This window comes from Novosphingobium organovorum, assembly GCF_022832435.1.
In the GTDB taxonomy this organism is placed as follows: Bacteria; Pseudomonadota; Alphaproteobacteria; order Sphingomonadales; family Sphingomonadaceae; genus Novosphingobium; species Novosphingobium organovorum.
The window spans coordinates 1-18,291 of record NZ_JALHLF010000075.1; the positions used below are offsets into that span (position 1 = coordinate 1).

General features: G+C 66.4%; 20 protein-coding genes and 1 pseudogene. 13 read left to right on the forward strand and 8 right to left on the reverse strand.

Annotated elements, in window-relative coordinates:
- From MTR62_RS15370 to MTR62_RS15380, 3 genes are all read right to left on the reverse strand, one after another.
- Positions 1–878: helix-turn-helix domain-containing protein (locus MTR62_RS15370; RefSeq protein WP_244022510.1), on the reverse strand; the 878-nt coding region annotated here is incomplete at its 3' end.
- A gap of 287 nt (positions 879–1,165) precedes the next feature.
- A complete protein-coding gene (gene ptsP, locus MTR62_RS15375; protein ID WP_244022512.1) occupies positions 1,166–3,442 on the reverse strand; it encodes a phosphoenolpyruvate--protein phosphotransferase in 2,277 nt (758 codons plus the stop codon).
- Between the two features lie 133 nt (positions 3,443–3,575).
- Entirely contained in the window at positions 3,576–3,731 is a 156-nt protein-coding gene (locus MTR62_RS15380; RefSeq protein WP_244022552.1) for a YdcH family protein, read from the reverse strand.
- Positions 3,732–3,955: 224 nt separating this feature from the next.
- On the opposite strand from MTR62_RS15380, the gene MTR62_RS15385 reads away from it, so the two are divergent.
- The 3 genes from MTR62_RS15385 (at position 3,956) to MTR62_RS15395 (ending at position 5,811) form a co-directional block, all read left to right on the forward strand.
- The gene (locus tag MTR62_RS15385) at positions 3,956–4,153 is read left to right on the forward strand and encodes a YdcH family protein (protein WP_244022514.1); all 198 of its coding nucleotides are present in this window, start codon (positions 3,956–3,958) and stop codon (positions 4,151–4,153) included.
- Positions 4,154–4,369: 216 nt separating this feature from the next.
- Complete coding sequence (locus MTR62_RS15390) at positions 4,370–4,864, forward strand: DUF1465 family protein (protein ID WP_244022516.1); 495 nt, start codon at positions 4,370–4,372, stop codon at positions 4,862–4,864.
- A gap of 65 nt (positions 4,865–4,929) precedes the next feature.
- Positions 4,930–5,811 carry an MBL fold metallo-hydrolase gene (locus tag MTR62_RS15395; protein ID WP_244022554.1) on the forward strand — a complete coding sequence of 294 codons (882 nt, stop codon included), beginning with the start codon at positions 4,930–4,932 and terminating at the stop codon, positions 5,809–5,811.
- A 441-nt stretch (positions 5,812–6,252) separates the two neighbouring features.
- Here the strand turns inward: MTR62_RS15395 and MTR62_RS15400 are convergent, their stop codons facing one another.
- On the reverse strand, positions 6,253–6,459 hold the full coding sequence (locus MTR62_RS15400; protein WP_244022519.1) for a hypothetical protein: 207 nt from the start codon (positions 6,457–6,459) through the stop codon (positions 6,253–6,255).
- Between MTR62_RS15400 and MTR62_RS15405 the strand changes: the two genes are divergently transcribed.
- The 3 genes from MTR62_RS15405 (at position 6,446) to MTR62_RS15415 (ending at position 10,471) form a co-directional block, all read left to right on the forward strand.
- Positions 6,446–7,102, forward strand: a complete 657-nt coding sequence (locus tag MTR62_RS15405; protein ID WP_244022521.1) for a hypothetical protein — start codon at positions 6,446–6,448, stop codon at positions 7,100–7,102. The two genes, MTR62_RS15400 and MTR62_RS15405, sit on opposite strands and share 14 nt — an antisense overlap.
- Before the next feature lie 139 nt (positions 7,103–7,241).
- Positions 7,242–8,228 carry a quinolinate synthase NadA gene (gene nadA / locus MTR62_RS15410; RefSeq protein ID WP_244022524.1) on the forward strand — a complete coding sequence of 329 codons (987 nt, stop codon included), beginning with the start codon at positions 7,242–7,244 and terminating at the stop codon, positions 8,226–8,228.
- Between the two features lie 122 nt (positions 8,229–8,350).
- On the forward strand, positions 8,351–10,471 hold the full coding sequence (locus MTR62_RS15415) for a prolyl oligopeptidase family serine peptidase (protein ID WP_244022526.1): 2,121 nt from the start codon (positions 8,351–8,353) through the stop codon (positions 10,469–10,471).
- Here the strand turns inward: MTR62_RS15415 and MTR62_RS15420 are convergent.
- The gene (locus MTR62_RS15420) at positions 10,429–10,941 is read right to left on the reverse strand and encodes a calcium-binding protein (RefSeq protein ID WP_244022528.1); all 513 of its coding nucleotides are present in this window, start codon (positions 10,939–10,941) and stop codon (positions 10,429–10,431) included. The two genes, MTR62_RS15415 and MTR62_RS15420, sit on opposite strands and share 43 nt — an antisense overlap.
- A gap of 248 nt (positions 10,942–11,189) precedes the next feature.
- On the opposite strand from MTR62_RS15420, the gene MTR62_RS15425 reads away from it, so the two are divergent.
- Positions 11,190–11,762 carry a carboxymuconolactone decarboxylase family protein gene (locus MTR62_RS15425; protein ID WP_244022530.1) on the forward strand — a complete coding sequence of 191 codons (573 nt, stop codon included), beginning with the start codon at positions 11,190–11,192 and terminating at the stop codon, positions 11,760–11,762.
- A 27-nt stretch (positions 11,763–11,789) separates the two neighbouring features.
- Here the strand turns inward: MTR62_RS15425 and MTR62_RS15430 are convergent, their stop codons facing one another.
- Positions 11,790–12,332 carry a pseudouridine synthase gene (locus MTR62_RS15430; RefSeq protein WP_244022532.1) on the reverse strand — a complete coding sequence of 181 codons (543 nt, stop codon included), beginning with the start codon at positions 12,330–12,332 and terminating at the stop codon, positions 11,790–11,792.
- A 75-nt stretch (positions 12,333–12,407) separates the two neighbouring features.
- Between MTR62_RS15430 and MTR62_RS15435 the strand changes: the two genes are divergently transcribed.
- The gene (locus MTR62_RS15435; RefSeq protein WP_244022534.1) at positions 12,408–13,697 is read left to right on the forward strand and encodes a DUF2254 domain-containing protein; all 1,290 of its coding nucleotides are present in this window, start codon (positions 12,408–12,410) and stop codon (positions 13,695–13,697) included.
- A gap of 217 nt (positions 13,698–13,914) precedes the next feature.
- Here the strand turns inward: MTR62_RS15435 and MTR62_RS15440 are convergent.
- Positions 13,915–14,880: pseudogene (locus MTR62_RS15440) on the reverse strand (TerC family protein); the annotation flags it as partial.
- Positions 14,881–14,964: 84 nt separating this feature from the next.
- Positions 14,965–15,138, reverse strand: a complete 174-nt coding sequence (locus tag MTR62_RS15445; RefSeq protein WP_244022539.1) for a DUF465 domain-containing protein — start codon at positions 15,136–15,138, stop codon at positions 14,965–14,967.
- 333 nt (positions 15,139–15,471) lie between these two features.
- On the opposite strand from MTR62_RS15445, the gene MTR62_RS15450 reads away from it, so the two are divergent.
- The 5 genes from MTR62_RS15450 to MTR62_RS15470 form a co-directional block, all read left to right on the forward strand.
- Positions 15,472–16,356, forward strand: a complete 885-nt coding sequence (locus MTR62_RS15450; RefSeq protein ID WP_244022541.1) for an SPFH domain-containing protein — start codon at positions 15,472–15,474, stop codon at positions 16,354–16,356.
- A gap of 15 nt (positions 16,357–16,371) precedes the next feature.
- Positions 16,372–16,611: a toxin-antitoxin system HicB family antitoxin gene (locus tag MTR62_RS15455; RefSeq protein ID WP_244022543.1), complete on the forward strand. Its 240-nt coding sequence runs from the start codon at positions 16,372–16,374 to the stop codon at positions 16,609–16,611.
- 3 nt (positions 16,612–16,614) lie between these two features.
- Positions 16,615–16,860, forward strand: a complete 246-nt coding sequence (locus tag MTR62_RS15460; protein WP_244022545.1) for a hypothetical protein — start codon at positions 16,615–16,617, stop codon at positions 16,858–16,860.
- 84 nt (positions 16,861–16,944) lie between these two features.
- Positions 16,945–17,901, forward strand: coding sequence for a right-handed parallel beta-helix repeat-containing protein (locus MTR62_RS15465; protein WP_244022548.1), 957 nt, complete (start codon positions 16,945–16,947; stop codon positions 17,899–17,901).
- An 80-nt stretch (positions 17,902–17,981) separates the two neighbouring features.
- On the forward strand, positions 17,982–18,291 hold a 310-nt coding region (locus MTR62_RS15470; protein ID WP_244022550.1), incomplete at its 3' end, for a hypothetical protein.

Below are 18,291 nucleotides of genomic sequence, written 5' to 3' on the forward strand. Positions count from 1 at the left end.
GCGGAGGGAGCCGTGCCCTGCGAAGCGGACGGCGACACGGAAGCGGGCGAAGGCGCGGCCGGAGACGGCGCCGGAGCCCCCGCCGGTGCGGGCACCGGCTGACCGGACGCACGCGCAACGAGATCGGCGGGCTTGAGCGAAACGCCCGAAAGCGTCTCGGGCTTGTCGGACAGCGCCGGGATGGCCTTGCCGCCCACGGTAATCCCCAGCACGTCGGCGCGCGCGGTGCGCAGCTGCGGGTTCTGCGCGTCGGCCGGAACGGTCCAGCTCTCCCCGCGCTTGAGCACGCGCTGGAGAAGTGTCTTGCCTTCCCCGTCGCTCACCCGCAGCCAGACCTGATCGGCGTTGGCGGTCAGCACGACGGGCCCGCTCGGCGCCACGCTGGCGCTGGGCGCGGGCGCCGGGCGCGCGAGCGACGGTGCGGCCGAGGGTGTCTCGGCCGTCAGGAGCGAGGGCAATTCGCCTTCGGGCGAGAACACGCTGCTCCAGAAATAGACCACCACGCCCACGATCAGCACCACCGCGCCGCCCGCCATCCAGGCCAGCCCGCGCGAGGGAACGCGCGCCGGATCGCCCGGTTCGTAGCTAAGCTGCGTCACGGTGTGGACCGGCTCGTGCGCGTCGAGCTGGGCGCGCACCATTTCGGCGATGTGGCGTTCATCGAGCCCCACGCTGCGCGCATAGGCGCGCGAGAAACCGACCGCGTACGTGCGCGCGGCGAGATCCTCGAAGCGGTCCTCCTCAATGGCGATGATATGGCGTTCGGCGACTTTCGTGCGCGTGGCGATGTCGGCCCGGCTCAGCCCGGCCTCCTCGCGCGCCTTGAGCAAGGTCTTGCCCGCAGTAAGGGCCTGCGGGGTTGGTTCGGAAGTTTCCACGTTGTCCATTGCGCTCCGAGGGCATTCAGCGGCGGTCAGTCGTCTGACTCCAACCGCGCGCTAACCAACATTTACGGCACCGCAAAGTCAATTGAAGAGGGGCCGGAAATGAAAAAAGTTTCGACAAAAATCCCAAGCCCCGCGCCAGGGCGTGCATTTTACCGGGGCTATGACACACGGCCATCCACAACGCACCGCCCGGCCCTTCGCACAGGGTCCCCGCAAGGGCGCCGCTGCGCCACGCGGGGCGACCGTCCGAACGGCGAGGCCATACCCTGGCCAGGCCGTCAGTCGGTCAGGAGGCCGCGCTCGGCCGCCCAGGCGTGCATCGTCTCGCGCATGTTCGCGGGCGGCGCGTCGAGCCAGGCGTTCATCGCCTGCTCGATCTCGCCCAGATCGGTCTTGCCCACAAGGTCCTTGATCCGCCCGACCGAGGCCGGGGTGATCGACAGGCGGTGGATCCCCAGCCCCAGCAGCGCCAGCGCCTCGAGCCGCCGCCCGCCCATCTCGCCGCACACCCCGATGTCGACATCGTGCCCGTCGAGCGCGCGCACGGCGCGGCGGATGAAGCGCAGGATCGCCGGGCTCAACCAGTCGTAACGCTCGGCCAGCTTGGGGTTCGAACGGTCCGCTGCGAAGAGGAACTGGGTCAGGTCGTTGGTGCCGATCGACAGGAACGAGATCTTGGGCGCCAAGAGGTCGAGCTGCTCGGCCAGCCCCGGAACTTCGAGCATCACGCCGTAACGGATCGCCTGTGGCAGCAGCTTCTTCTTGCGGCGCAGGTACGCCAGCTGCCCCTCGAACACCGCCTTGGCCTCGTCGAACTCCCAGGGTTCGGCAACGAGCGGGAACATCACGTTGAGCTCGCGCCCGGCCGAAGCCTCAAGCAGAGCGCGCGCCTGCACCTTGAGCAAGCCCTCACGCTCGAGCGCGACGCGCAGCGCGCGCCAGCCCATCGCCGGGTTTTCCTCCCCTTCGCCATCGTCGTGGCGCAAGTACGGCAGCGTCTTGTCGCCGCCGATGTCCACCGTGCGGAACACCACCGGCTTGTCTCCGGCCGCCTCGAGCACATCGCGGTAAAGCCGGGTCTGGCGTTCGCGCGCGGGCAAAGTGGCCGAGACGAGGAACTGGAACTCTGTTCGGAACAACCCGATCCCGTCGGCGCCGGTCAGACTGAGATTGGCGATATCATCGCGCAACCCGGCGTTGATGCGCACCTGGATGCGCGTGCCGTCGCGCGTCACCGGCGTTACATCGCGCATCGCGGCGTAGACGGCCTGCTTTTCACGGTTCTTGGCAAAGCGGGCCTCGAACGCCTCCACCGCGCCAGGCGAGGGACGCACCGTCGCCATGCCCTGTTCGGCATCGAGCAGCAGCGAATCGCCTTCGCGCACGTAGCCGCGCAGCCCCCGCACGCGGCCAAGCACCGGAATGCCCATCGCGCGTGCCACGATCACCACGTGGCTGGTCAGCGAGCCTTCCTCGAGCACCACGCCCTTGAGACGGCGCTTGTCGTATTCGAGCAGCTCGGCCGGGCCGAGGTTGCGCGCGATCAGGATCGCGTCGTTGCGCAGGCCCAGCGAGGCGGCGGTGCCGACCTGGCCCGAAACGATGCGCAGGAGGCGGTTCGCCAGATCCTCCAGGTCGTGCATGCGATCGGCCAGCAGGGCATCGTCGATCTGGCGCATGCGCATACGGGTGCGCTGCTGCACCCGCTCGATCGCGGCTTCGGCGGTAAGGCCGGAATCGATCGCCTCGTTGATGCGGCGCGTCCAGCCCTCGTCGTAGGCGAACATGCGGTAGGTCTCGAGCACTTCTTCCTGCTCGCCGCCCACGCCGAATTCGGCTTGGCCCGCCATGCGGTCGATCTGCTCGCGCATCTTGTCGAAGGCGAGGATCACGCGCTGGCGCTCGGCCTCGGTGTCCTGGGCGACGATATGCTCGATCGTGACGCGCGGCTGGTGGTAGACGGCCGTGCCGAAGGCGAGGCCCTTGACCAGCGGCAGGCCGCGCAGCTGTTCGGGCGCGTGCTGGCTGGGATCGTTGAGGTGGAAATCCTCATCATCGATGAGCCCGGCGTTGGTGATGAGCTCGGACAGCACCATCGCCACCGTCTGCAGCGCCTCGATCTCGACTTCCTCGTAGCGGCGCCGTTCGACATGCTGCACGCCGAGCACGCCCACCGCGCGCTCGCGCCGCACGATCGGCACCCCGGCAAAGGAGTGGTACTTTTCCTCGCCCGTTTCCGGGCGATAGGAAAAGTCGGGATGGGCCGCCGCCTCGGCCAGGTTGAGCGTCTCGATTCGTTCGGCGATCGTGCCGACGAGACCCTCGCCGATGGCCAGGCGCGTCACATGGACGGCCTCCTGGGCAAGGCCGCGCGTTGCGAAGAGTTCGAGCATGCCCTCGCGCAGAAGATAGATCGAGCACACCTCGCTATGGAGGCTCTCCCCGATCACTTCGACGACCGTATTGAGCTTGGCTTGCGCATGCTGGCGCGAAGCCATCACCTCATGAAGGCCGGTGAGGATGTTTCGTGCTGCGTCGACGGCTCCACTGGTCATGCGTTTCGGAGTACCTGAAACGCCGGCGTTTGGAAACGCGCTGGAGCACTCAAATCAACCCATTTTTCGATTGGACCTCGTTTCGGCCCTCAAGCCTGCTGCCAATCTTCGCAAACGCGCGGAAAGTCGTTGCTCAGATTCGGCTGATTTCCTCCTTCAGGCGCAGCTTTCGCTTCTTAAGACTCTGGATTACCACGGCATCAGGCATCGGCCTGCACATCTCAGCATGGAGTTGCCGGTCGATGCCGGCGTGCTTGAGCTGCAGGGCGCTGATGTGAGAGCTATCCATGAATGGTGTCTCCTCTTTCGTGGATGCGCGATCCTTGTCCCGGGCTACCCGGATTGGCGACTCGGTTTGCTGTGGATCCGGCGCAAAAGGATGGAACCACATTCGGGGCATCTTGCGAAGTCCGGGAATGCTACATATCGGTGAGCTGCGTGAAACCTGCGTCAGGCGGGATTCACCAATCGTTGCCCAGGGTCGGGCTCGCTCAAACGATCAAGGAACCCGTCGTGACCGAAGAGGAAATGCGCAAACGGCTGGAAATCCTGCGAATTGAGCACCGCGATCTCGACGCCGCGATCGATGCGCTGATGGCGACGGGCGGCAAGGACCAGATGCAGATCGCGCGCATGAAAAAACGCAAGCTCATCCTCAAGGACCAGATCGGCCATATCGAGGACTACCTGATCCCCGACATCATCGCCTGAAGCCGCCGGCCCTTGCGGACTGGGACCGCCCCGCGAACCTGTTGATTCTCCGGGACGACAGCCGCACCATTCAGACAACTATCGGGAAATACGCGCAAATTCATTAACGCGCGTAAACCAAGAAGCGTACCGAAACAGGACGGCTATCATTTCCCCCCCGAAATGGGCGCAGCCCCCATTGCCCCCGATTCGTGCATTCGGGATAGCTTGGCAGCCATGCCCAATACGCTCGCCATCAGTTCGCGGATCGTGGAGGACCTCTACCGGGAGGCCCTGGCGCTGTCCGACGACGTGCGCGCGAGCTTTGCGCTCTCCGACCAGCTCGAACGTCCGCAACGCGCGGCCATCAAGACGGGGGATCGCCGCGCCGATCCCGCCCGCCTGGCCTACTCGCGCGAGGGGCTGCGCACCACCACCCGCATGATGCACGCGATCGCCTGGCTGCTCAATCACCGCGCCTACTTCATGGCCCAGATGAGCGAGGCCCAGCTGCGCCGCCACGGCCGCCTCTCACCCGATCTGCTCGCCAGCGTGCAGGCCGACACGCCCCTCCTCGCGCCCGATATCGCGCGGCTCGTCGAACGCACCTGTAGCTTCTACGAAAGGCTCTTGCGGCTCGACGAGGACTGGCGCCTCTCGCAGCCCGAAACCGCTCCCGCCAGCGCGATCGAGCGCCTGCGCCAGCGCATCGAAAACCGCCTCGCCAGCTGAGGCCAGCGACGCGCATGGCCCGGCGCACGCTCGACAGCCTTGCGCCGAGCCCCCATATCGCGCCCATGCAGCTTCCCGACCCCAGCGAACGCCCCTACGCCACGCCCGAAATCGTCGGCCCCAAGGTGCGCCGGCTGCTCGCGCGTAACCCCTCCCCTTTCACCTACACCGGGACGCAGACCTACCTCGTGGGCGATGGCACCGACGTCGCGGTGATCGATCCAGGTCCGGCCGACGAGGAGCACCTGCGCGCCATCCTTGACGCGCTCGGCGACGCGCGGCTTGCCGCGATCTGCTGCACCCACACCCACCGCGACCATTCGCCCGGCGCCGCGCCGCTGGCCGCGCGCACCGGCGCCCCGGTGATCGGCTGCGCAGCGCTGACCCTTGCCGACGATGGCCCGCGCGCCGATGCCGCGTTCGACCCCGACTATCGCCCCGACCGCGTTCTGACCGATGGCGAAAGCCTGTCGGGCGATGGCTGGACGCTGACCGCGCTCGCCACCCCCGGCCACACCTCGAACCACCTGTGCTTCGCGCTTGAGGAAACCGGCGCGCTGTTCACCGGCGATCACGTGATGGGCTGGTCGACCAGCGTCGTCTCGCCCCCCGACGGCGACATGAGCGCCTATCTCGCCAGCCTCGCACGGCTCTACGAACGCAAGCAGGACACGGTCTATTTCCCGGCCCACGGCCCCGTGGTGGAAAAGCCGCACCAGCTGGTGCGCGGGATGCTCGGCCACCGCCGCGCGCGTGAACGCCAGATCCTGCGCCAGATCGCGGCCGGGCACACCCGCGTCGAGGAAATGGTCCCGGCGATGTACAAGGGGCTCGACGAAAGGCTGTTCCCGGCCGCGGGACGCTCTGTCCTGGCGCACCTGATCGACCTTGAACGGCGCGCGATGGTGCGGCGTGAGGAAGAGACTTGGAGAGTATTGGAAGAATGACGTTTCAAGGGGTTATTACCCCTTGACCCCAGACTGCAGACATTACCTCGCTCAGCCGTCGATGCGCACATAACGTGGGCAAACCTGGTGTTGATCGCAACGGCGGAATGGGGTGGGAAGCCGCCGGGCGGGAGTGTAAAAGAACAAACAAGATTTTCCGGGGGATGATCCCCCGGACCCTCGAAATGTCGATGTTTGGGCACGACCCATCCGTCCGGCACGATTGGCGCCGCAGGCTCTAAAAGGTCTCCCGACGAACCCGAGCGCAGCGTTGAGGTGAAGCGCACCCCCGCCAGTTTTCGGGGGTGCAGGGGGCGATGGCCCCCTGCTTCGACCCCTTCCTTCTTCGTCTGCCATGGGGCGAAACCGGACGTTTGAATTTGCCCACGCGGCCCAGGTTGTCCGAAACGAGCGTCCTCGAATTCATCGCCTTGATTTCATTCATGTTGTATCACCGCCGGAAAATACGCCAGGCCAACCCGGCAACAAAAAGACACCTTGGCGTTTCCCAATTTCGAAATGTTCGCGTAGGTTTCCTCCCAAACCAAAGAAAAGACTGGGGGATGAAATCATGGCTACACTTGCGCCTGCTGAAAGCAAATCACTGACCTTCTGGCAAAAAACGGCCTTCTTTGTGGCCGTTTTCATTCTGTTTTCGTTCGGCCAGTTCGCGCTGCGCGGCTTCGTCGATCTGGCCGCCGTGCCGGTCTGGATTCATCTCCACGCGCTGGTCATGCTCGGCTGGCTCGGCCTGTTCATGCTTCAACCCACGCTGATCCGGTCCGGAGACTTGCGCCGACACCGCCAGTTCGGGGCCCTGGCCATCGGTTTCGCGGTCACGCTGGTGTGCCTTGGCGGTTTCTCGGCGCTGATGTCGGTAAGGACCGGGCATGTGCCCTCGTTCTTCTCGCCGTCCTATTTCCTCGCGCTCAATTTCTTCGATCTGGCCGCCTTTGCCCTGATGGTCGGCGCCGCCGTCCACGCCGCGGTGTTCGACCGGACCGCCCACCCCCGGCTGATCGTGGGCGCCAACGTGCTTTTGCTCGACCCGGCCCTCGGCCGTCTGCTGCCCATGCCGCTGATCCAGCCCTGGGGCGAATTCGTGGCCATGGTGATCCAGCTCGGCGTGCTTGCGCTGGTGGCGCGCCACGATCGCGCCAGGCTCGGCTACGTCCACCGCGCGACGCTTGCAGGAATGGCGGTGGTCGCGCTGGCGCACACGCTGACCGAAATGGTGGGCCACCTGCCCGCGCTCGGCGCGCTTGCCACCGCGCTCGCTCCGGCCGGCTGACACGCGACGCAGGCGTGGCGTGGCGGCCGCGCATTTTTCCCTTGGGTCCTTGCGGGTGCGCCCCTAAGGAGGCGCCAAAGGGGCGCGTCCGGCGCAAGACCGGGCCGCCCCGCTGACAGGACCGAAGGGGAATCCGACCATGACCGTCATGCCCGCCGATCTGAAGGGGCTCGACCTGCGCGCCGAAATCGACCGCCTGCGCAAGGAGCGCAACGCAGTCATTCTCGCGCACTACTACCAGAAGCCCGAGCTGCAGGATCTGGCCGACTTCGTGGGCGACAGTCTTGAACTGAGCCGCAAGGCGGCCGAGACCGACGCCGACGTCATCGCCTTTTGCGGCGTCAAGTTCATGGCCGAGGTCGCCAAGATCCTCAGCCCCGAAAAGACCGTGATCCTGCCCGACATGGCGGCCGGGTGCAGCCTTGAGGATTCGTGCCCGCCCGAGAAGTTCAAGGCGTTCCGCGAAGCCCACCCCGACCACATCGCGCTCACCTACATCAACTGCTCGACCGAGGTGAAGGCGCTCTCGGACATCATCGTGACCAGTTCGAGCGCGGAGACGATCCTCCAGCAGATCCCGGCCGACCAGAAGATCATCTTCGGCCCCGACCGGCACCTGGGCGGATACCTCAGCCGCAAGTTCAACCGCGAAATGCTGCTCTGGCCGGGCGTGTGCATCGTGCACGAGGCGTTCAGCGAGACCGAACTGCTCAAGCTCAAGGCGCAGCACCCCGGCGCACCGATCGCCGCGCACCCCGAATGCCCGCCGACCATCGTCGACCACGCCGATTACGTCGGCTCGACCAGCGGCATCCTCAATTACGCCAAGGCGATGGAGGGCGACACGCTGATCGTCGCCACCGAACCGCACATCATCCACCAGATGAGCCGCGCGCTGCCGGACAAGACCTTCATCGGCGCGCCGGGCGCGGACGGCAACTGCAACTGCAACATCTGCCCCTACATGGCGCTCAACACCATGGAAAAGCTCTACCTCTCGCTGCGCGATCTGACCCCGCGCATCGAGATCGAAGAAACCCTTCGCCTCGGCGCCAAGAAGAGCCTCGATGCCATGCTCGGCATGGCCAGCACCAGCGTTGGCAAGGGCGATCTCGGCGCGCGCTGAGCGCCGCGTCGAAGCAAATGAAGGCCAAGGGGCGCCCGGGTAACCGGCGCCCCTTTTCTTTCGCCCCCACCGCGGTTAGCAAGGTCGGCAGAATAAAACATCTTCCTCAAGGTCCCTTTGTCATGCCCCCCATTTCGAAAATTGCGCGCGCGAGCGGCGTTGCCGCGATCCCGCTGCTGATCGCCGCCACCGCGCCCGCCGCGACCGACCCGTTCCTCTGGCTCGAAGACGTGCATGGCGCGCGCGCGCTCGATCAGGTCGCGACCTGGAATGCGGCCACCGAAAAGACGCTCGAGGCCACGCCCGGCTATGCCCAGGACCATGCCCGCGCGCTCGCCATTCTCGAGGATGACAGCAAGATCGCCGAACCGGCGCAGGTTCTGGGCGATGTCGTGACGAACCTGTGGCGCGACAAGGAACACCCGCGCGGCCTGTGGCGCCAGGCCAGCCTTGCCTCCTACACGGCCGGAAAGCCCGAGTGGACGACGCTGATCGACGTCGATGCGCTGGGCAAGGCCGAAGGCCAGTCGTGGGTCTGGCACGGCGCCGATTGCCTCGCGCCCGACTATACCCGCTGCCTCGTCTCGCTCAGCCCGGGCGGCAGCGATGCCGACGTCGTGCGCGAATGGGACCGCACCACGCGCCGCTTCGTGACGGACGGCTTCACCCTGCCGCAGGCCAAGAGCGGGATGACCTGGGTCGATGCCGACACCGTCCTCGTCAACACCGACTTCGGCCCCGGATCGCTCACCACCAGCGGTTATGCGCGCCAGATCAAGCTGTGGAAGCGCGGCACCCCGCTGGCGAGCGCAACGCTCATGAAAGAAGCCGCCCCCACGCAGATGGGGATGGGCGCGCACGCGATCAGCGACGCCGGCGGCCGCCACGTCGTCGTCACGCTCGAAAAGAGCTTCTACACGCACGATAGCTGGGTACTGAACGCCAAGGGCGCGCTGGTCGCGCTGCCCCTGCCCGAAAGCGCGGACCTCGAAGGGCTGATCGACGGCCGCCTCGTCGCGCTGCTGCAAAAGCCGATGGGCGCCTTTGCCGCCGGATCGCTGGTAAGCTGGCCGCTCGACGCCGTGCTCGCCGGGCAGGCGCCCGCCCCCAGCCTCGTCTTCGCGCCCAGCCCCCAGCAGGCGATCGAGACCGTGGCGACGAGCGACCATACCTTGTGGATCACCCTGCTCGACGATGTTTCGGGCAAGCTCCTCGCGCTCAAGCCGCAGGCCAACGGCGCGTGGACGCAGACCGTCACCAGCCTGCCCGACAAGGCCAGCGTCACGTTCGAGGCGAGCGCGGACAAGGACGACCTGGCCTTTGCCACCGTCCAGTCCTTCCTCACCCCGCCCACGCTCTACGCGATCAAGGCCGATGGCTCGAGCGCGGCGGTGCAGTCGCTCCCCGCCAAGTTCGACGCCTCCCAATTCACGGTGGAACAGCACTTCGCGGTTTCCAAGGACGGCACGCGCGTTCCCTACTTCCTGGCCATTCGCAAGGGCGTGAAGGGACCGGTCCCCGCGCTGATCCACGCCTATGGCGGTTTCCGCCTGCCGCAAACGCCCAGCTACCTCACCACCGAGCCTTACCGCGCCGGGCCGCTGGCGATGTTCTGGACCGAGGAAGGCAACGCCTATGTCCTCGCCAACATTCGCGGCGGCGGCGAATACGGGCCGCGCTGGCATGACGCGGCGCTGCGCGAAAAGCGCCAGAACGCCTACGACGATCTTTACGCCGTGGCCGAGGATCTGGTCACGCGCGGCATCAGCGCCAGGGGCAAGATCGCGGTCTCGGGCCGCTCGAACGGCGGCCTGATGGCGGGCGTCGCGATGACCGAGCGCCCCGACCTGTTTGGCGCGGCGATCATCGGCTCCCCGCTGCTCGACATGAAGCGCTATTCGCACATGCTCGCGGGCGCTTCGTGGATGGCCGAATACGGCGATCCCGACGTCCCCGCCGACTGGGCTTTCATCCGCAAGTATTCGCCCTATCAGGCGCTGAAGAAGGGCGTGCACTACCCCGCGCCTTTCCTCTATCTTTCGACCGAGGATGACCGCGTTCACCCCGGCCACGCGCGCAAGTTCGCCGCCAGGCTCGAAGCGCTGGGCGACCGGTTCTACTATCACGAATACCGCGAGGGCGGCCACTCGGTCGGCGCCGACCCGGCCGAGGATGCGGTGCGCGCCGCGCTGCTCCACGCCTACCTTCGCCGTGAACTGATGGGCATCAAGCCGGCTTCGTAAGCCCGCCTTCGAACGACGCGCGGGAGGGAAAGCCCCCGCGCGTCGCTTCGTGTGTGCGTCTCGCCCGGCGGCGGTTTCCAGAAGAGGGCTAAGGCGTCCACGACTTCGGCCAGCGAAGCGTTCATTACGACCGCAATGGTGTAGTCAAACACCAGATCGTTGTCGGTATAGACCCCAATCACCACATCATCGCCATCCTGCCAGGCGCCGATGGCCACCGCGCCCTCTCCGCTCGTGGGAAACCCGTCGAACGCGATCGTATCGCCGACGTCGAAGTCGGCAATCGTGTCGTAGGCCTGATTGCCGACTTCATCGAAACCAGCCGTCGCGTACTTGAAGACGAACCTGTCGTTGCCCGCGCCGCCCCACAGCGTATCGGCGCCGAAATCGCCGCTGAGGATGTCCGCCCTTTCGGATTGGCGTGGGACAATCACAATATTTTGCATCCGCGCCCGCAGCCCATCGCGCATCAATCGGCACGTTCCATTGAACACAAAAATTCCGGCGAATATTTTTCGATTATCATTTCATTCCATTGCGCATCCGAACTCGCACCTAAACGAGGGGCAAATATTTCTCCAATTCCAAGTAAAGCACCACCTCTCATGCCATGAACACACGCCGGCAGACGCTGCGATTGCAAAACTCCCGCGACCGGGCACCGCTTGGAGATTCGCGCGTTGCTGCACTGCACAATCACCTGCACAGGACATTTGCCATGCGCCTTGCCCAGCTTGACCACACCACGCTGACCGGAGACGACCGCGCGCTCTACCAGGACATGAAGAGCGGCATCGAGAAGAGCTTCAAGGGTTTCGTCGCGATCGACGCGAACGCGGATCTGGTCGGCCCGTGGAACCCCTGGCTCTCCTTTCCCAAGTTCGGCAAGCCGGTATGGGAACTGGTCAAGGCGCTGGCCGATGCCCCCACCCTGCCCGGCCCGGTGCGCGAAATCGCGATCCTCGTCACCGGCGCCGTCCTGCGCGCGGACTACGAACTCTACGCGCATATCCACGTCGCCGAGATCAAGGGCCTCGCCGACGACCAGATCCGCGCCATCGTCTGCGGCCAGCGCCCGACCAACCTTACCCGCGAACAAGGCCTGGCCTACGATTTCGCATCCGCGCTGGCGCAAGGTGGCGAAGTGCCCGAACTGGTCTATCGCCAGGCGAGCGCGACTTTCGGGCAGGACGGAGCGGCTGAGTTCATCTACCTCGTCGGGCTCTACGCGATGGTCTGCGTGACGCTGAGCGGGTTCAAGGTGCCGGTGCCCACCAGCGACTACGCCTGAACCGCTCCCTCCGCGCCGCCGACGCGCTCACCCCTCCCGCCAGGTTCCGGGCGCAATCCCGTCGAGCGACCAGTCGCCGATACGCCAGCGCACCAGCCGCAGCGTCGGATGGCCGACCGCCGCAGTCATGCGCCGCACCTGCCGGTTGCGCCCTTCGCGCAAGGTCAGCTCGATCCAGCAATCGGGCACGGACTTGCGAAAGCGTACCGGCGGGTTGCGCGGCCACAGTTCGGGCGAATCGATCCGCCGCGCCTCAGCCGGACGGGTCATGCCGTCCTTGAGCGCGACGCCCCGGCGCAGCGTCTCGAGCGCGGCGTCATCCACCTCACCCTCGACCTGCACGAGATAGGTCTTGGGCGCCTTGAAGCGGGGATCGGCGATGCGCGCCTGGAGCCGGCCATCGTCGGTCAGCAGCAACAGCCCTTCGGAATCGCGGTCGAGCCGCCCCGCCGGATAGACGCCGGGCACCGCCACGAAGTCCGACAGCGTCGCGCGCGGCGTGGGCGAGCGGGCGTCGGTAAACTGCGAGAGCACGTCGAACGGCTTGTTGAACAGGATCAGGCGCGCCATCGCGGGAATTCATCTCCGGCCGGGGGAACAAGCGGGGGGCTTTCGCGCTCTTTGCCGGGTGGGAGGAAAACGTCAATGATCGCCCGTCTCCATTCGCTCTGGTACGCGCTGCGCGCCAGCTACTGGTTCTACCCTGCGCTCTTCGCGCTGGGGGCTTTCGCGCTCGGGCTCATGACGCTCCATCTCGACCGCAGCGGGGCAACGCAGTGGCTGGCGCAGAGCGACTGGCTCGAACCGCTTCACGCCAACGGTGCCGAGAGCTTGCTGGGCGTCGCCACCGGTTCGATGATCGGCGTGGCGGCGACGGTCTTTTCGATCACCATCGCCGCCGTCGCCTACGCCAGCGGCAACTACGGCCCCCGGTTGCTTGGCAACTTCATGGAAGACAAGGGAAACCAGCTTTCGCTCGCCACGTTCGTCGGCACCTTCGTCTATGGCCTGACGGTGCTGCGCGCCGTCCGGGCGAGCGCGCCGGGAACGCCGGCCTTCGTGCCCCAGCTCTCGCTGCTGATGGCCTTCGCGCTGCTGGTGGTGACGACCGGGGTGCTGGTCTATTTCCTCCACCACATTCCCGCCAGCATCCGCATCGACACCGTGCTCGAAGCGATCGGCCAGCGTCTCCTGCGCCAGATCGCCGCGCGCTACCCCCACGCGGGCGAGCGCGATCCCGCCCACCGCGCGCTGCCGTCCGGCGGAGCGACGGTGCGCGCGCACGACACCGGATACGTCCGGGTAATCGAACTGGGCACCTTGTGCAAGGTCGCCAGCGCGCACGGGCTGCTGATCAACCTCGCCGTGCGCACCGGCGATTTCGTCTATCCCGGCTGCATCGTCGCGCACACCGATGCGCCAAGGGGCGATCCTGACATCGACGCGCAGATCCACCAGTGCCTCGCGCTTGGCGCCTCGCGCACGGCGGAACAGGACATTGAATTCTCGATCGACGAACTGGTCGAGATCGCGCTGCGCGCGCTGTCCCCGGCGATCAACGATCCCTTCACCGCGATCGCCGTGGTGCACTGGATGGGCGCGGCGACGGCCGCCTTCGGGCGTAGCGATCTGGCCCGCGAGGACTGGCAGGAGGGCGACGCCGCCTGCCCGGTGGCGCGCCTCCACGCCGATTTCGCGCACTATCTCGAACGCGGCTTCGTTGCCATGCGCAGCGCGCTGGCCACCAGCCGCCTCGCCGCGATCGTCGCGCTCGACACGCTCGACAGCGCGGCGCGCAACGTGCGCGGCGAATACCGGGCGGCCCTCGTGCGCAAGGAGATGCGCGCGCTGGTGCTCCAGGCGCGCGAGCATCTCGTCGGGCCAGACCTCGCCATGGTCGAGGAGCGCCTGCGCGTGCTGGAGCACCGGGCTTAGAGCATTTTCCAGTCAGGTGGAATCACCTGACGGTTCAGAAAATGCGTTAAAACAAAAGTCTAGAGCGGTAGATCTGATGCAATCTGATCGAAAACCGCTCTAGGGCTGTTCGCTCGGCGCCCGCGTGCGCACGAGCGAGACCACCACACCGCCCGCGATCAGGCCGAGCGTGACGATGAGGCTGATCACCGGCGGAAACNGGCTGTTCGCTCGGCGCCCGCGTGCGCACGAGCGAGACCACCACACCGCCCGCGATCAGGCCGAGCGTGACGATGAGGCTGATCACCGGCGGAAACTTCGCCACCCCCAGGATCAGGTCGGCGACCAGGATCTTGCCCCCGATGAACACCAGAACCAGCGCCAGCGCGTATTGCAGGTAGTGGAAGCGGTGGACCATCGCGGCGAGCGCGAAATAAAGCGCGCGCAGGCCCAGGATCGCCATGATGTTCGAGGTATAGACGATGAAGGTGTCCCTGGTGATCGCGAAGATCGCAGGCACCGAATCGAGCGCGAAGACCAGATCGGCCAGATTGATGACCACCAGCGCCAGGAACAGCGGCGTCGCCGACCAGACCAGCCGGCCCGCCTTATCGCCCGCGCCCGGAACCTTGACGAAGAAGTGCTCGCCATGGTGTTCGCGCGTTACGCGCAGGTGCCTCGAAATCCAGCGTACCGCACGGTTCTGGCCGATGTCGGGCTCGCTCTCGCCCGTCACCAGCATCTTGATCCCGGTAAAGACGAGGAAGGCCGCGAACAGGTACATCACCCAGCCCGCGTGCGCCAGAAGGGCCGCGCCGCCCGCGATCATCGCCCCGCGCAGAACGATCACCGCAAGAATACCCCACAAGAGCGCGCGGTACTGGTACTTGGGCTCGACCGCGAAGAAGCCGAAGATCATCGCGATCACGAAAACGTTGTCGATCGAGAGCGCCTTCTCGATGAAGTAGCCGGTGTAGTATTCCATCCCGGCAGAAGCGCCCTTCTCGAGCCAGATCCAGCCACCAAAGGCGAGCGCGATGGCGATGTAGAAGAGCGAGAGGCGGATCGATTCGCCGATTCCCATCGCGCGGTCCTGCTTGTGCAGGACGCCCAGGTCGAACGCGGTGAGCGCGACGACGATGCCCACGAAGGACAGCCAGAACCAGGTCGGGGTCCCCAGCCAGAGCGTGGTCAGAAATTCCATGATGAAAGCCTATGCCATGAAGCGAAAGAGGGGCGCCGGCGCGTGGAGGGGGGGCACCGCGCCGGCGCGGGGGCAGACCTTGGGTCAGGCCGGCGCCATCGCGGGCACCGGCCGTGACAGCCTGCCCCGAAGGGCTTTTTTCATGGCTTTGAGCAGGGCAATCTCCAGCGGATCGCGATTGCGCCCCTGCTGCGCGAGGCGCAGGCGCGAATCGAGCCGCTGAAGCTTCTCAAGCGTGCGATACATCGTGTCGGTCATCGGTCATTCCCTGTCGAACAGTGTTGAGGTTCGATCGGATGAGACGACAAGCTGGCTTGAACGGGCTGTTTTCCCGTCAAGATCGGCAGGTTGGACCCTTTGACGAAAAAGCGCATCGGATCCTGCATCGGTCTCACCCGATGCGGTCCGACATCACGCGCGGCCTGCATTCACGAAAAAACGAACGCTACAGCCATCGCGCCAGAGGGGCCCGGCCCGCAGCCCTCTATATACGACCAATCCACTCCGGTTTCAAGCTTGCGCTGCCGATTGGGTTTGACAGCCTCCTGTGGCGCGATATTAATGTGATATCACTTTTAACGGGAGCGACTCATGCCCGATACCCTCTCCTCGATGACCGCCAGCCGCGAATACGCCGCTCCCGGCACCAGCGGCTACACCATGCTCGGCGCGATCGTCGCGCTCACCCTGGTCGCGGTCTTCGGCGTCGTGAACGGGATCAATCCCGCGTTCCTGGCGCTGGCGGTCCTGGCCGTGCTCGCGGCCGTACTGGTCGCGGCGGGTTTCTACATGATCCAGCCCAACCAGGGCGCGGCGATCACGCTGTTCGGCAGCTATCGCGGCACCGACCGGGCCACGGGCCTGCGCTGGACCTGGCCGTGGATGATGAAGACCAAGGTATCGGTGCGCACCAACAACATCGTCTCGGACAAGCTCAAGGTGAACGACCTGCGCGGCAACCCGATCGAGATCGCCGCCAACGTGGTCTGGCGCGTTTCGGACACCGCGCAGGCGCTCTACGACGTGGACAACTACAAGGCCTTCGTCGACGTCCAGGTCGAGGCCGCGGTGCGCACCATCGGCTCGCGCTATCCCTACGATGGCGAGGATGAGGACCGGACGCTGCGCGGCAGCCATGAGGCGGTCAACGCCGAACTGCGCATCGAGCTGAACGAGCGTCTGCGCGTCGCCGGGATCACGGTCGACGAATGCGGCCTCACCCACCTTGCCTACGCGCCCGAGATCGCCGGAGCCATGCTGCGCCGCCAGCAGGCCGAAGCGGTGATCTCGGCCCGGCGCAAGCTGGTCGAAGGCGCGGTCTCGATGGTCGAGATGGCGCTCGAGGAGCTTTCCGCCAAGCAGGTCGTCGAACTCGACGACGAACGCCGCGCGGCGATGGTTTCGAACCTGATGGTGGTGCTGTGCGGCGAACGCGACACGCAGCCCGTCGTCAACGCCGGTTCGCTCTACAACTAGGCGGACGCGCCCGCGATGCCTGCCCCCGCCAAGAAGGCCTTTGCGCTCCGGCTCGACCCGGCGCTCTACGCCGCGCTCGAACGCGTGGCGGCGGGCGACCTGCGCTCGGTCAACGCCCAGGTCGAGGTGCTGCTTCGCGAAGCCCTCGCCCGGCGCGGGGTCAAGGTCGAGGTAAGCACGCCCCCCCGCCGCGGACGCCCGCCCCAGACCCCCGAACCAGACCAACCCGACCACCCCCACGAACACGGAGACTGAGCCATGCTGGATGCCTTCCTCAAACCCGGCGACTGGTTCGCCCGCAAGCGCTTCGGGTTCGGCGCGGGACTGCCGATCGCCTGGCAGGGCTGGGTGGTCTACGCGCTCTACCTCGCCATCATGCTGGGGTGCAGCCACTGGCGCCACGATGCTCAACCGCTCGACGCGCGCGCCGCGCTGGTGGCCATGATCGGGGCGACGGGCCTCTTGTTCCTGATCGTGTCGCGCCGCACACAGCCCAAGGAATAGAGCCTTGCGCGCCCGTGTCTCACTTCGGCACGGGGCCAACAAGGCTTTACCCGGTTCGCACGCATTGGGCATAGAACCCGAACGATGACCCGCCTTGCCCGAATCGCCGCCGGCACGCTCACCGCGCTCGCCCTCGCCACCTGCGCCTCGCACCTGCTCGCGCAGGGCGCCGACCAGGCGCCCTACACCGTGGTCGAGAGCGGACGCAGCTACGCCCGGCTGCAGCAGGCGATCGACGCCATCGGCGCCGGGCAAGGCACGATCCGCTTCGCCTCGCTGCGCTTTGCCGATTGCGGCGTGCAGAAGCAGGGCGACGTGACCTACCAGGCCGCCGTTCCCGGCCAGTCGGTGTTCGATGGCGTCGCCTGCGAGAGCAAGGCCGCGCTGGTCCTGCGCGGGCACTCCGCCCGGATCGAAGGGCTGGTCTTCGCCAACATCCACGTGCCCGACAAGAACGGCGCGGGCGTGCGGCTCGAACACGGTGACCTTTCCGTCTCGCAAAGCTGGTTTCGCGACAGCGAGCAGGGCATCCTGACCGGCAGCGATCCAGCCGCCAGCGTGAGCATCGACAAGTCCACCTTCACCCGCCTTGGCACCTGCGAGGGATCGGGCTGCGCGCATTCGATCTACATCGGCAACTACGGCGCGCTCAGCGTCACGCGCAGCCGGTTCGAGGCGGGCACTGGCGGGCACTACCTCAAGGCGCGCGCCGCGCGCGTGGCGATCCTCAACAACAGCTTTGACGACACCGCCGGGCGCAACACCAATTACATGATCGACCTGCCCGATGGCGCGACGGGGCGCATCGCGGGCAACTGGTTCGTCCAGGGGCGCTCCAAGGAAAACTACTCCGCCTTCATCGCGGTGGCCGCCGAACACCGTAACCACAGCTCGAACGGGCTCGTCGTGGCCAACAACAACGCCCGTTTCGGCCCCGGCATCGACCGGCGCAGCGCCTTCGTCGCGGACTGGTCGGGCAACGCGATCACCCTTGAAAACAACACGCTGGGCGCAGGACTGGTGCGTTTCGACAAACGGTGAAGTACGCCGCCGCTATCCCGATTGCCCCCTCCTGTCGCATCATCGTTGCGCAAAGGCGTAATGATCCCTAAGTTGGTGCCATGACGGGCGGGCTCTCCTTACTGCTGCGCATGCGCATCTGGGCGATGCTCCTGCTCGCGGCTATCAGCCTTCAGGCGCTGGAGCCGATCCGCGCGCCGCTTGAGCGCGTGCCGGGTTCGGCGTGGAGTTCGGCGACAAGCGATCTTGCCCTGGCCTCCAGCCGCAAGAGCGACGATGGCGTCTCCGACGCTGCCCCCCTGCCCCCGTTGCGCCTCCATCCAGCCGCCGCCGTTCATACCGCACCCGCGCTCGGCCGGCTGGCGCTCGCCCCGCTGATGCGCCCCGTGGCCCAGGCGCCGCCGCTGGCCG

Excerpts from the sequence above, each read along its gene's own strand:
- MTR62_RS15455 (WP_244022543.1), top strand. The coding sequence starts at position 16,372 with ATGCCTGCCCCCGCCAAGAAGGCCTTTGCGCTCCGGCTCGACCCGGCG.
- MTR62_RS15425 (WP_244022530.1), top strand. The coding sequence starts at position 11,190 with ATGCGCCTTGCCCAGCTTGACCACACCACGCTGACCGGAGACGACCGC.
- MTR62_RS15435 (WP_244022534.1), top strand. The coding sequence starts at position 12,408 with ATGATCGCCCGTCTCCATTCGCTCTGGTACGCGCTGCGCGCCAGCTAC.
- ptsP (WP_244022512.1), bottom strand. The coding sequence starts at position 3,442 with ATGACCAGTGGAGCCGTCGACGCAGCACGAAACATCCTCACCGGCCTT.
- MTR62_RS15420 (WP_244022528.1), bottom strand. The coding sequence starts at position 10,941 with ATGCGCGATGGGCTGCGGGCGCGGATGCAAAATATTGTGATTGTCCCA.
- MTR62_RS15465 (WP_244022548.1), top strand. The coding sequence starts at position 16,945 with ATGACCCGCCTTGCCCGAATCGCCGCCGGCACGCTCACCGCGCTCGCC.
- MTR62_RS15450 (WP_244022541.1), top strand. The coding sequence starts at position 15,472 with ATGCCCGATACCCTCTCCTCGATGACCGCCAGCCGCGAATACGCCGCT.
- MTR62_RS15395 (WP_244022554.1), top strand. The coding sequence starts at position 4,930 with ATGCAGCTTCCCGACCCCAGCGAACGCCCCTACGCCACGCCCGAAATC.
- MTR62_RS15445 (WP_244022539.1), bottom strand. The coding sequence starts at position 15,138 with ATGACCGACACGATGTATCGCACGCTTGAGAAGCTTCAGCGGCTCGAT.
- MTR62_RS15460 (WP_244022545.1), top strand. The coding sequence starts at position 16,615 with ATGCTGGATGCCTTCCTCAAACCCGGCGACTGGTTCGCCCGCAAGCGC.
- nadA (WP_244022524.1), top strand. The coding sequence starts at position 7,242 with ATGACCGTCATGCCCGCCGATCTGAAGGGGCTCGACCTGCGCGCCGAA.
- MTR62_RS15400 (WP_244022519.1), bottom strand. The coding sequence starts at position 6,459 with ATGAAAACGGCCACAAAGAAGGCCGTTTTTTGCCAGAAGGTCAGTGAT.
- MTR62_RS15415 (WP_244022526.1), top strand. The coding sequence starts at position 8,351 with ATGCCCCCCATTTCGAAAATTGCGCGCGCGAGCGGCGTTGCCGCGATC.
- MTR62_RS15430 (WP_244022532.1), bottom strand. The coding sequence starts at position 12,332 with ATGGCGCGCCTGATCCTGTTCAACAAGCCGTTCGACGTGCTCTCGCAG.
- MTR62_RS15390 (WP_244022516.1), top strand. The coding sequence starts at position 4,370 with ATGCCCAATACGCTCGCCATCAGTTCGCGGATCGTGGAGGACCTCTAC.
- MTR62_RS15380 (WP_244022552.1), bottom strand. The coding sequence starts at position 3,731 with ATGGATAGCTCTCACATCAGCGCCCTGCAGCTCAAGCACGCCGGCATC.